The following is a 12,127-nucleotide window of genomic DNA, read 5'->3' as shown; positions in this document are numbered from 1 at the left end:
TCAATCAGCCTTATCAGCAGTGCGAGCGGAAGATTTACGAAGACGGGAGACCGGCGCGACATGGGCCGATCCGTTATTCAGCGCGATCATCAGCGCGGGCAGCCAACGGCCCAGCAGGCTGAACAGATCGCCGGCACCGACCTGGCGGTTGGCGGTTTTCAGCACGCGACCCAAGCAAGCATCGTCGTCACGGCTGGACGGCGAAGCTTTGAGCATGTCACGCAAAGATTGTTCAAACGGATCGTGCATACGCACCTCTCGTGATATCTGTGAAAGACGCGGTCAAATTTGGTCGGGTCACATGACTCATCTTCAGAACCAGCGCAAACGTCGGAATAGCCACCACTGCCCCAGCGCTACCGAGCCTGCCAGCAAGCAGGCGATCAGGAAGCCATAAGGGCTGGTGGAGAACGGAATACCGCCGACGTTGATGCCCAAAAGACCGGTCAGGAAACTCATCGGCAAAAAGATCCCGGTGATGATCCCGAAGCGGTACATCGTGCGGTTCATGCGCACGCTCAGACGCCGGTCTTCGGCCTCCAGGACCAGCCCCACGCGCTCCCGGGTCAATTCCAGCTCCTCGAGATAACGGGTCAGGCTGTTGTTCAATTCGTTCCAGTAATCGCCATCGTCTTCAACGAACCATGGCAGTTTTATCCGCGTCAGCTGACCGAAAATATCCCGCTGCGGAGCCAGAAAACGTTTCAGTGCGGCTGCTCTGCGACGGATCTGCAAAACGGCCCCATGCTCCGGTGTATACCGTTCGTCGGTATCCAGCTTTTCTTCTTCCTCGTCGACGATTTCCGAGAGGCAGCTGACCAGATCCTGCACTTTGTTAGTGAGGTATTGCGCCATATAAAGGATCAGTTCGGAAGCGGTTCTCGGCCCTTTGCCTTCGGCCAGTTGCACCAGCAACTCATCGGTGGCGCGCAACGGCCGCAGACGCAGGGAGATCACCCGCTGGGCCGAACCGAAAATCCGCACCGAGACCATGTCTTCCGGCTCGGCACCTGGATTGAGGTTGATTCCGCGCAGAAACAGCAACAGCTCGGAGTCCGGCAGCGGCAAAAGACGCGGCCGGGTGTTCTCTTCCAGCAACAAGTCGCAACTAAATTCACTCAGACCGCTGTATTTACGCAGCCAGGTCTGGGTTTGCGGATGACTGCGATCCCAGTGCAGCCACAGGCTTTCATGGGCCTGCAACTGCAAGTCATCGAGTTCAGTCCGGGCTATCGAACGCGCACCGCCTTTACCGTCCAGCACCAGGGCATGCACCAGCCCCCACTGCGCGTTTTCTTCCTCGAACATCCTCACCCCTTTAATGAAACGCGCTTTATTCAGGCATCTTCAGCGGGCTTGGCGAAATGATCACGCCGTTGTTGTCCGCGTAAACATAGTGACCCGGGTGGAAGGTCACACCCGCGAAGGTCACGGCAATATTGAGTTCACCCACACCGCGCCGGTCGGTTTTCATCGGGTGACTGGCCAGGGCCTGAACCCCCAGATCGGTTTGCGCGATGACGTCGACGTCGCGGATGCAGCCGTAGATCACCAGCCCTTCCCAACCGTTATTGGCGGCTTTCTCGGCCAGCAGGTCGCCCAACAGCGCGCGGCGCAGGGAACCGCCACCGTCTACCACCAGCACTTTACCGTTACCCTTGAGCGCGACTTGCTCCTTGACCAGCGAATTATCTTCGAAACATTTGATGGTCACGATTTCGCCACCGAAAGAATCACGGCCACCGAAATTGCTGAACATCGGTTCCAGCACCTGTACCAGCTCCGGGTAGGCGTCGCACAGGTCAGGCGTGAGGTAATGGTTCATCGAGAAACTCCTGTAAAAAGGAAGACAATCGAGTAGACCGCAGAGGCGGGCCAAGGTTGAACGGCTGCAAACGCGCCGATCGAATCGTTCACCAAAAGTGACCAGAACCGCTTAATGCGTCATATCTTAGCCGCAAGCCGTTCAGAGCGAAATGCCCTTGTTAGAGCATCAGACTCAAACGGCCGCGGCCAAATCCGGCTTCCCGCCCAGCAAAGGTGTCTGTTGATCCGCCAGCCAACGCGCCACCAACGGCCAGACTTCAGTCTGCGCAGACTTGCTGACCAGCATTTCCACATGACCGAAATTATCGCCAAAGCCTTGCTCGCGACCAAGGGTGATGAATTGCTTGTGCTCGGAACCGACCTGATCGAACAGCTTGCGGCAGGCCCAGGTCGGGTCCTGATGATCGCCTGCGGCGCTCACGGCCAGTACTGGCAATTGAACCTCGGCCAAACCCGCCCACCAATCCTTGTCGGCGTCGCCAAAACGCCCGAACAGCCCGTACCAACGCATGCTTTCCAAGGCCAGGCCTATTGGCTCGTCCTCCGGGCCGCGCTTGAGCCGGGAACCCGACAGTTGGGCAAACCGCTTGAGAATGAAGCGCCCGCTCCACTCCACCGGAGGAAACTTCAACGGCCAGTAAGTGCGGCTGACCTGCGTACCGAAAAACGCAGCAGAAGCCACGACAGGCTCGCCGATGTATTCCCCACCCAGCGCCGCCGCCAGCGTAATGCCACCCAGCGAATGACCGATCCAATGTGGAACCTGGCCGCTTTGCTCGCGCACGAACGCGCCAATGGCCGGCAAATCGTAACGTGCGTAGTCGGCGACGCGGTTCTGGCGATAGTTCTGGTTGCGCTGAGACAGGCCATGACCGCGCATTTCCGGAATCCACACATCGAAGCCCAGACGCGTCAGATAAGCCCCCAACCCCAGACCTTTGGGAGAGAACCAGAACCGTCGATTGGAAAAACTGCCGTGCAACAAAATCACCGGCACGCCACGCACCGCCGGCTCGTCGGCCAGGCCCAGGCGTGTCACAGCCAGTTCGACGGTGCCGTCGGGGCTGTTACCGGGTTTCAAACGATAGACGTCTTCGCTCAGATCACCGCGCCGCTCGGCGCTGATCAGGGCGACAGGAAATAGGTTGCTGCTGCTTTGCATAATGCTCTTGCACAAAAAAGGGCGGCGTCCAGAGGAGCCCGCCCTACTTGAATCTTAAAACCCCGGCCCACCGAAGCGGGCCGGGGCTTCACTCACCGATCAGACCGAAGCCTGACCTTCAGCCAGGAAGAACCAGGTTTCCAGTACGGAATCGGGGTTCAGCGAAACGCTTTCGATGCCCTGCTCCATCAGCCACTTTGCCAGATCCGGGTGATCCGAAGGACCCTGACCGCAGATGCCGATGTACTTGCCAGCCTTGTTGCACGCCTGAATAGCATTGGCCAGCAGCTTCTTGACCGCAGGATTACGCTCGTCGAACAGGTGCGCGATGATCCCGGAGTCACGGTCCAGGCCCAGTGTCAGCTGGGTCAGGTCGTTGGAGCCGATGGAGAAGCCGTCGAAGAACTCGAGGAACTCTTCAGCCAGGATTGCGTTGGACGGCAGTTCGCACATCATGATCACGCGCAGACCGTTTTCGCCACGGGCCAGACCGTTTTCGGCCAGCAGGTCAACGACCTGGCTCGCTTCGCCCAGGGTACGGACGAACGGCACCATGATTTCAACGTTGGTCAGGCCCATCTCGTTGCGCACGCGCTTGAGGGCACGGCATTCGAGCTCGAAGCAGTCGCGGAACGATTCGCTGATGTAACGCGAAGCGCCACGGAAGCCCAGCATCGGGTTCTCTTCTTCCGGCTCGTAGAGTTTGCCGCCGATCAGGTTCGCGTATTCGTTGGACTTGAAGTCCGACAGACGCACGATGACCTTTTTCGGCCAGAACGCTGCCGCCAGGGTGCTGATGCCCTCGACCAGTTTCTCGACATAGAAGCCGACCGGGTCGTTGTAACCGGCAATGCGCTTGTCGACGCTGTCCTTGATTTCTGGCGGCAGGCCGTCGTAGTTCAACAGCGCCTTGGGGTGCACGCCGATCATACGGTTGATGATGAATTCCAGACGGGCCAGGCCCACACCGGCGTTCGGCAGTTGCGCGAAGTCGAAGGCGCGATCCGGGTTGCCGACGTTCATCATGATCTTGAACGGCAGATCCGGCATGGCATCCACGGAGTTTTTCTTGATGTCGAAGCCCAATTCGCCTTCGAAGATGTAACCGGTGTCGCCTTCAGCGCAGGAAACGGTCACGCCCTGGCCGTCTTTCAACAGCTGAGTGGCGTTGCCGCAACCGACCACGGCCGGAATGCCCAGCTCGCGAGCGATGATTGCCGCGTGGCAGGTACGACCGCCACGGTTGGTGACGATGGCGCTGGCGCGCTTCATGACCGGCTCCCAGTCCGGGTCGGTCATGTCGGAAACCAGAACATCGCCCGGCTGGACTTTGTCCATCTCGGACACGTCCTTGATGATCCGCACTTTGCCGGCGCCGATGCGCTGGCCGATGGCGCGACCTTCCACCAGCACGGTGCCGGTTTCTTTCAGCAGGTAACGTTCCATGACGTTGGCCGAAGTGCGGCTCTTCACGGTTTCAGGACGGGCCTGAACGATGTAGAGCTTGCCGTCGTCACCGTCTTTGGCCCATTCGATGTCCATCGGGCACTTGTAGTGCTTTTCGATGATCATCGCTTGTTTGGCCAGCTCGCTGACTTCAGCATCGCTCAGGCAGAAACGTGCACGATCAGCCTTGTCCACGTCGATGGTCTTGACCGATTTACCGGCCGTGGCCACTTCGCCGTAAATCATCTTGATGGCTTTGCTGCCCAGGTTGCGACGCAGGATGGCCGGACGACCGGCTTCCAGCGTGCCTTTGTGGACGTAGAACTCATCCGGGTTCACCGCGCCTTGTACGACGGTTTCACCCAGGCCGTAAGCGCCGGTGATGAACACCACGTCACGGAAGCCCGATTCGGTATCGAGGGTGAACATCACGCCGGCGGTGCCGGTTTCGGAGCGGACCATGCGCTGCACGCCGGCCGACAGGGCAACCAGCTTGTGGTCGAAGCCCTGGTGGACGCGGTAGGAAATTGCACGGTCGTTGAACAGGGAAGCAAACACCTCTTTGGCGGCGCGAATAACGTTTTCGACGCCACGGATGTTCAGGAAGGTTTCCTGCTGACCGGCGAAGGAAGCGTCCGGCAAGTCTTCGGCGGTAGCGGAAGAGCGCACGGCAACGGCCATGTCAGGGTTGCCGGCCGACAGCGTGGCGAACGCGGTGCGGATCTCGGCGTTGAGCTTCTCGGGGAACTCGGCTTCCATGATCCATTGACGGATCTGGGCACCGGTTTTGGCCAGGGCGTTGACATCGTCGACATCCAGCGCGCCGAGGGCGGCGTGGATCTGGTCGTTCAGACCGCTCAGTTCCAGGAAATCACGATACGCCTGAGCTGTCGTGGCGAAGCCACCGGGCACCGATACACCGGCACCTGCAAGGTTACTGATCATCTCGCCCAGGGATGCGTTCTTGCCCCCTACGTGCTCTACATCATGGACGCCGAGCTTATCGAGGGAAACTACGTACTCTACCAAGGTGATCTCTCCACTAACTGTGTTGGAAAAGCTCAGAAGCCGGCGACTCGGGGGAGCATTTGCCGGCTGTATGGCCTGGACCTGGAAAATAAGTGAGAATGCTGGCCACTGGCGGCCGACAAATCGCGCCTACTATATCCAAGAATCGTCACTAGCTTAAGGCCCAAGGTGCAAATGAAACGATCTGCTTTCTTTATCTCCGATGGCACGGGCATTACGGCCGAAACCCTCGGTCAAAGCCTGCTGGCGCAGTTCGAAAACATTACCTTCAGCAAGATCACGCGGCCCTACATCGACAACGCGGATAAAGCGCGGGCCATGGTACAACAAATCAACAAAGCCGCCGAAAACGATGGTTTTCGTCCGATTATTTTCGACACCATCGTCAATCAGGACATTCGTGAGATTCTCGCAACGTCGAATGGTTTCATGATTGACATTTTCTCGACCTTCCTGGCCCCGCTGGAACAGGAACTGACCGAGCATTCTTCCTACACCGTCGGCAAATCCCACTCCATCGGCGGCAACTCCAATTACATGGAGCGTATCGAGGCAGTGAACTTTGCCCTCGACAACGACGATGGCGCCCGCACCCACTATTACGACAAAGCTGATCTGATTCTAGTAGGCGTGTCGCGTTGCGGCAAAACCCCGACGTGTTTGTACATGGCCATGCAATTCGGCATCCGCGCGGCCAATTACCCGCTGACCGAAGACGACATGGAGCGCCTGCAACTGCCAACCGCCCTGCGCGCCCATCATCACAAGCTGTTCGGCCTGACCATCGACCCGGACCGCCTCACCGCGATCCGCAATGAACGCAAGCCCAACAGCCGCTATTCGAGCTACGCGCAGTGTGAATTCGAAGTGCGCGAGGTGGAGAATCTGTTTCGCCGCGAGAACATCGCCCACATCAATTCCACGCATTTCTCCGTGGAAGAGATTTCGGCGAAGATTTTAGTAGAGAAAGGTGTGGAGCGGCGGTTCAAGTAAATATCCGGCGACAGTTACACCGCCATCGCGGGCAAGCCCGCTCCCACAGGGATCTGTGTTGAATGCAAAATCTGCAAACAATGGAGAACTTGTGGGAGCGGGCTTGCCCGCGATTGAACAATGACGCGGTGTGACTAGATCACAAATAAATCCACAAACCGGTTCACCGGGGTCGCTTCAAGCGCAGCCTGGTCCTTGCACAACGCAAAGATCTCGGCACTGCGCTGAGCCGTGAAGCGCGTCGCCAGGTTGGCCTTGAACTTCTCTTCCAGCAGCGGAATACCATCGGCGCGGCGACGGCGATGGCCGATCGGGTATTCCACCACCACGTTCTCGGTGCTGGAGCCGTCCTTGAAGAACACCTGCAGCGCATTGGCGATAGAGCGTTTGTCCGGCTCCAGGTATTCGCGGGTGAAGCGCGGGTCTTCGACGATGACCATTTTGTCGCGCAGCACGTCGATGATCGGATGCACGACGTGGAAGTCGTCTTCGTACTGCTCGGCCACCAGATTACCGAACACCAGGGGCACGGCGGTCATGTACTGGATGCAGTGGTCGCGGTCCGCAGCGTTGGCCAGCGGGCCGACCTTGGAGATGATGCGGATCGCCGATTCGTGGGTGGTGATGACGATCCTGTCGATTTCGTGCAGACGGTTCCTGACCAATGGATGCAAGGTGACAGCGGCCTCGCAGGCGGTTTGCGCGTGAAACTCGGCGGGAAAGCTGATCTTGAACAGCACGTTTTCCATCACGTAGCTGCCGAACGGCCGGGAAAAGCTGAAGGCACGTTTGTCTTCAGGCTTGAGCGCCAGGTCATTGTTGGTATGGCTGAACAATACATCGTAGAACCCCCATTGTTTGGCGGTCAGTACACCGGGAATGCCCATTTCCCCGCGCATCGCAATGTCCGCCAGACGCACGCCACGGCTGGACGCGTCCCCTGCCGCCCAGGATTTGCGCGACCCGGCATTTGGCGCATGCCGGTAAGTACGCAGTGCCTGGCCGTCGGCAAAGGCATGGGACAACGCCGACAGCAGTTGCTCGCGATTGGCGCCCATGAGCTTGGCGGTGACGGCGGTCGAGGCGACTTTCACCAGGATGACGTGATCGATGCCAACGCGGTTGAAGGAGTTTTCCAGTGCAATCACGCCTTGAATCTCATGGGCCATGATCATGGCTTCCAACACCACGCGAAGGGTCAGCGGTGCATCGCCATTGGCCAGGCGTTTTTGCGACAGGTGGTCGGCCACCGCGAGAATGGCGCCGAGGTTATCGGACGGATGACCCCATTCGGCGGCGAGCCAGGTGTCGTTGTAATCGAGCCAGCGGACGATGCAACCGATGTCCCAGGCGGCTTTGACCGGATCGAGACGGTAACTGGTCCCCGGCACGCGAGCACCGAAGGGGACGACAGTGCCTTCGACGATGGGCCCCAGGTGCTTGGTGCATTCGGGAAAACGCAGGGCCAGCAGACCGCAGCCGAGGGTGTCCATCAGGCAATTGCGGGCGGTATCCAGCGCCTCGGTAGATTCGATTTTGAAATTGAGGACGTAGTCGGCGATGTCCTGCAGGACCGTGTCGTAGTCGGGGCGATTGTTCAGGTCGACGTTGGCGCTCATGTTCGATTCACTCGGTCAGTGGTTCGCTGATGGGACCTCGGTTCAGGATCAATCTTAGTTGGTGGCGCCATTCTTGTTATTGAAATGCAATTAACTGGGGGAGCGGGCTTGCTCGCGAAGAGGGAGTGTCAGTCGAAATCAATACTGCCCTCTGATACACCGCCTTCGCGAGCAAGCCCGCTCCCCCATTGGTTCAGGGTCGGGTTTAGAAACAATCCCCCGGCACCCGGACGTAACCTTCCATCAACACCCGCGCACTGCGGCTCATGATGGCTTTGTTCACGGTCCATTCCCCGTTGACCTGGCTGGCCTCGGCGCCCACGCGCAAGGTGCCGGAGGGATGACCGAAGCGCACAGCATTACGTTCGATGCCGCCCGCCGCCAGGTTCACCAACGTGCCGGAAATCGCCGCCGCCGTGCCAATGGCCACCGCTGCCGTGCCCATCATCGCGTGGTGCAGTTTGCCCATGGACAGCGCACGCACCAGCAAGTCAATGTCGGTGGCCGCAATCGCCTTGCCGCTGGACGCAATGTAATCCGCAGGTGGGGCGACGAACGCCACTTTCGGTGTGTGCTGACGCTTGGCCGCTTCGTCCAGATGCTCAATCAGCCCCATGCGCAGCGCGCCGTAAGCGCGGATGGTTTCGAACATCGCCAGGGCTTTCAGGTCGCCGTTGATCGCTCCCTGCAATTCGGTACCGGTGTAGCCGATGTCTTCGGCATTGATGAAAATGGTTGGAATGCCAGCGTTGATCAAGGTGGCCTTGAGCGTTCCGACGCCCGGCACTTCGAGGTCATCCACCAGATTGCCGGTGGGGAACATCGAACCACCGCCCCCCTCTTCTTCCGCCGCCGGGTCCATGAATTCGAGCTGTACTTCGGCCGCCGGAAAGGTCACGCCGTCGAGTTCGAAATCGCCGGTTTCCTGGACCTCACCGTTGGTGATCGGCACATGGGCGATGATGGTCTTGCCGATGTTGGCCTGCCACACGCGCACCACCGCCACACCGTTGTGCGGAATGCGGCTGGCGTCCACCAAGCCATTGCTGATGGCGAACGAACCGACCGCCGCCGACAGGTTGCCGCAGTTGCCACTCCAGTCGACGAAAGGCTTGTCGATGGAGACCTGACCGAACAGGTAATCGACGTCGTGATCGGCCTTGATGCTTTTCGACAAGATCACGGTTTTGCTGGTGCTGGACGTTGCACCGCCCATGCCGTCGATTTGCTTGTCGTACGGGTCGGGGCTGCCGATCACTCGCAGCAACAATGCATCGCGAGCCGGGCCGGGAATCTGTGCCGCTTCGGGCAGGTCTTTCAGGCTGAAGAACACGCCTTTGCTGGTGCCGCCGCGCATGTAGGTGGCGGGGATTTTAATTTGAGGTGCGTGAGCCATATTGATCCTTCTCGGCCAGCGCGGGACTTAAATCCCGCGCGGCTCGTCGTGTTAAACGGCAACCGCCGATTCTTCGAGGAAGTCCTGAGCGAAACGCTGCAACACGCCGCCGGCCTCGTAGATCGACACTTCTTCGGCGGTGTCGAGGCGGCAGGTCACCGGCACTTCGACGCGTTCGCCGTTCTTGCGGTTGATCACCAGCGTCAGCGTCGCACGCGGGGTACGGTCGCCGATCACGTCGTAGGTTTCGCTGCCGTCGATGGCCAAGGTGTGACGGTCGGTGCCCGGCTGGAACTCCAGCGGCAACACGCCCATGCCCACCAGGTTGGTGCGGTGAATGCGCTCGAAACCTTCAGCGGCGATCGCTTCCACACCCGCCAGACGCACGCCTTTGGCCGCCCAGTCACGGGACGAACCCTGACCATAGTCGGCGCCGGCGATGATGATCAGCGGCTGCTTACGTTCCATGTAGGTTTCGATGGCCTCCCACATGCGCATCACTTTGCCTTCCGGCTCGACCCGCGCCAGGGAACCCTGCTTGACCTTGCCGTTTTCCTGAACCATTTCATTGAACAGTTTCGGGTTGGCGAAGGTTGCGCGCTGCGCGGTCAAGTGGTCACCGCGATGCGTGGCATAGGAGTTGAAGTCTTCTTCCGGCAGGCCCATTTTCGCCAGGTATTCGCCCGCCGCGCTGTCGAGCATGATCGCGTTGGAAGGCGACAGGTGATCGGTGGTGATGTTGTCCGGCAGCACCGCCAGCGGGCGCATGCCCTTGAGCGGACGAGCGCCGGCCAGCGCGCCTTCCCAGTACGGCGGACGGCGGATGTAGGTGCTCATCTCTCGCCAGTCATACAGCGGCGTGACCTTCGGACCGGTGTCTTCGTGGATGGCGAACATCGGGATGTACACCTGGCGGAACTGCTCCGGTTTCACCGAGGCCTTGACCACCGCGTCGATTTCTTCGTCGCTCGGCCAGATGTCTTTCAGGCGGATTTCCCTGCCATCAACCACCCCCAGCACATCTTTTTCGATGTCGAAACGAATGGTCCCGGCGATGGCATAAGCCACCACCAATGGCGGCGAAGCCAGGAACGCGTTTTTGGCGTACGGGTGAATCCGCCCGTCGAAGTTACGATTACCGGAGAGTACGGCCGTGGCGTACAGATCGCGGTCAATGATTTCTTGCTGGATCACCGGGTCCAGTGCGCCGGACATGCCGTTGCACGTGGTGCAGGCGAAGGCCACGACGCCGAAGCCGAGTTGCTCCAGTTCTTTGGTCAGGCCGGCTTCATCCAGATACAGCGCCACGGTTTTCGAACCCGGCGCCAGCGAGGATTTGACCCACGGCTTGCGGGTCAGCCCGAGCTTGTTGGCGTTGCGCGCCAGCAGACCTGCGGCAATCACGTTGCGCGGGTTGCTGGTGTTGGTGCAACTGGTGATGGCGGCGATGATCACCGCGCCGTCCGGCATTTGACCCGGTACGTCTTCCCACTTCCCGGAGATGCCTTTTGCCGCCAGATCCGAAACCGCTACACGGGCGTGCGGGTTGCTCGGGCCAGCCATGTTGCGCACCACCGAGGACAGGTCGAACGTCAGGCCGCGCTCGTATTGCGCGCCTTTCAGGCTGTCAGCCCAGAGACCGGTTTGCTTGGCGTAATTCTCGACCAACTGCACTTGCTCGTCTTCACGGCCGGTGAGTTTCAGGTAGTCGATGGTCTGCTGGTCGATGTAGAACATCGCCGCGGTGGCGCCGTATTCCGGGGCCATGTTGGAAATGGTCGCGCGGTCGCCCAGGGTCAGCGCGGAAGCACCTTCACCGAAAAACTCCAGCCACGCGCCGACGACTTTTTGTTTGCGCAGGTATTCGGTCAGCGCCAGCACCATGTCGGTGGCGGTGATGCCCGGTTGCAGCTTGCCAGTAAGTTCGACGCCCACGCTTTCCGGCAAACGCATCCACGATGCGCGCCCGAGCATCACGCTCTCCGCTTCCAGACCACCAACACCAATAGCAATCACGCCCAGTGCATCGACGTGCGGCGTGTGACTGTCGGTGCCGACGCAGGTATCGGGGAAAGCCACACCGTCGCGCACCTGGATCACCGGCGACATTTTCTCCAGATTGATCTGGTGCATGATCCCGTTACCGGGCGGGATAACGTCGACGTTCTTGAAGGCTTTTTTGGTCCAGTTGATGAAGTGGAAACGGTCTTCGTTGCGACGGTCTTCGATGGCGCGGTTTTTCTCGAACGCCTCGGGATCGAAGCCACCGCGTTCAACGGCCAGGGAATGGTCGACGATCAACTGAGTCGGCACCACCGGGTTTACTTGCGCCGGATCGCCGCCTTGCAGGGCGATGGCGTCGCGCAGGCCGGCAAGGTCCACCAGGGCGGTCTGGCCAAGAATGTCATGGCACACCACGCGGGCCGGGAACCATGGGAAATCGAGATCGCGTTTGCGCTCGATGAATTGCTTCAGGGATTCAGTGAGCGTGGCCGGGTCACAGCGACGCACGAGGTTTTCCGCCAGCACGCGGGAGGTGTACGGCAAGGTGTCGTAGGCGCCAGGTGCAATGGCATCGACCGCCGCGCGGACGTCGAAATAATCCAGGTGGCTGCCGGGCAGCGGTTTGCGGAATTCAGTGTTCATCGTCAGGAC

General features: G+C 59.7%; 9 protein-coding genes. 1 reads left to right on the top strand and 8 read right to left on the bottom strand.

Going from position 1 to position 12,127, the window contains the following annotated elements:
- The 5 genes from PSH97_RS09205 to ppsA all read right to left on the bottom strand — a co-directional run bounded on the left by PSH97_RS09205 (nucleotide 1) and on the right by ppsA (nucleotide 5,464).
- Nucleotides 1–249 (bottom strand): CrfX protein, encoded by a 249-nt coding sequence (locus PSH97_RS09205; protein ID WP_305448925.1) that lies wholly within the window; start codon nucleotides 247–249, stop codon nucleotides 1–3.
- A 63-nt stretch (nucleotides 250–312) separates the two neighbouring features.
- Nucleotides 313–1,308, bottom strand: coding sequence for a zinc transporter ZntB (locus PSH97_RS09200; RefSeq protein ID WP_038979912.1), 996 nt, complete (start codon nucleotides 1,306–1,308; stop codon nucleotides 313–315).
- Between the two features lie 25 nt (nucleotides 1,309–1,333).
- Nucleotides 1,334–1,825 carry a ribonuclease E activity regulator RraA gene (gene rraA / locus PSH97_RS09195; protein WP_305426119.1) on the bottom strand — a complete coding sequence of 164 codons (492 nt, stop codon included), beginning with the start codon at nucleotides 1,823–1,825 and terminating at the stop codon, nucleotides 1,334–1,336.
- A gap of 174 nt (nucleotides 1,826–1,999) precedes the next feature.
- Nucleotides 2,000–2,989, bottom strand: a complete 990-nt coding sequence (locus PSH97_RS09190) for an alpha/beta fold hydrolase (RefSeq protein ID WP_305448924.1) — start codon at nucleotides 2,987–2,989, stop codon at nucleotides 2,000–2,002.
- 99 nt (nucleotides 2,990–3,088) lie between these two features.
- A complete protein-coding gene (ppsA, locus tag PSH97_RS09185) occupies nucleotides 3,089–5,464 on the bottom strand; it encodes a phosphoenolpyruvate synthase (RefSeq protein ID WP_305448923.1) in 2,376 nt (791 codons plus the stop codon).
- A gap of 174 nt (nucleotides 5,465–5,638) precedes the next feature.
- Between ppsA and ppsR the strand changes: the two genes are divergently transcribed.
- Complete coding sequence (gene ppsR, locus PSH97_RS09180; protein ID WP_007902088.1) at nucleotides 5,639–6,457, top strand: posphoenolpyruvate synthetase regulatory kinase/phosphorylase PpsR; 819 nt, start codon at nucleotides 5,639–5,641, stop codon at nucleotides 6,455–6,457.
- 134 nt (nucleotides 6,458–6,591) lie between these two features.
- Here the strand turns inward: ppsR and prpD are convergent, their stop codons facing one another.
- From prpD to acnD, 3 genes are all read right to left on the bottom strand, one after another.
- Nucleotides 6,592–8,076: a 2-methylcitrate dehydratase gene (gene prpD / locus PSH97_RS09175; protein WP_305448922.1), complete on the bottom strand. Its 1,485-nt coding sequence runs from the start codon at nucleotides 8,074–8,076 to the stop codon at nucleotides 6,592–6,594.
- Nucleotides 8,077–8,281: 205 nt separating this feature from the next.
- A complete protein-coding gene (prpF, locus tag PSH97_RS09170; RefSeq protein WP_305448921.1) occupies nucleotides 8,282–9,472 on the bottom strand; it encodes a 2-methylaconitate cis-trans isomerase PrpF in 1,191 nt (396 codons plus the stop codon).
- 51 nt (nucleotides 9,473–9,523) lie between these two features.
- Nucleotides 9,524–12,118 (bottom strand): Fe/S-dependent 2-methylisocitrate dehydratase AcnD, encoded by a 2,595-nt coding sequence (gene acnD, locus PSH97_RS09165; protein WP_305448920.1) that lies wholly within the window; start codon nucleotides 12,116–12,118, stop codon nucleotides 9,524–9,526.
- Nucleotides 12,119–12,127 lie beyond the last annotated feature (9 nt).

It is taken from the genome of Pseudomonas cucumis (assembly GCF_030687935.1).
GTDB lineage: Bacteria > Pseudomonadota > Gammaproteobacteria > Pseudomonadales > Pseudomonadaceae > Aquipseudomonas > Aquipseudomonas cucumis.
This window is presented reverse-complemented; position numbering and strand designations above follow the sequence as displayed.

Excerpts from the sequence above, each read along its gene's own strand:
- rraA (WP_305426119.1), bottom strand. The coding sequence starts at position 1,825 with ATGAACCATTACCTCACGCCTGACCTGTGCGACGCCTACCCGGAGCTG.
- PSH97_RS09190 (WP_305448924.1), bottom strand. The coding sequence starts at position 2,989 with ATGCAAAGCAGCAGCAACCTATTTCCTGTCGCCCTGATCAGCGCCGAG.
- ppsR (WP_007902088.1), top strand. The coding sequence starts at position 5,639 with ATGAAACGATCTGCTTTCTTTATCTCCGATGGCACGGGCATTACGGCC.
- PSH97_RS09205 (WP_305448925.1), bottom strand. The coding sequence starts at position 249 with ATGCACGATCCGTTTGAACAATCTTTGCGTGACATGCTCAAAGCTTCG.
- PSH97_RS09200 (WP_038979912.1), bottom strand. The coding sequence starts at position 1,308 with ATGTTCGAGGAAGAAAACGCGCAGTGGGGGCTGGTGCATGCCCTGGTG.
- prpF (WP_305448921.1), bottom strand. The coding sequence starts at position 9,472 with ATGGCTCACGCACCTCAAATTAAAATCCCCGCCACCTACATGCGCGGC.
- prpD (WP_305448922.1), bottom strand. The coding sequence starts at position 8,076 with ATGAGCGCCAACGTCGACCTGAACAATCGCCCCGACTACGACACGGTC.
- acnD (WP_305448920.1), bottom strand. The coding sequence starts at position 12,118 with ATGAACACTGAATTCCGCAAACCGCTGCCCGGCAGCCACCTGGATTAT.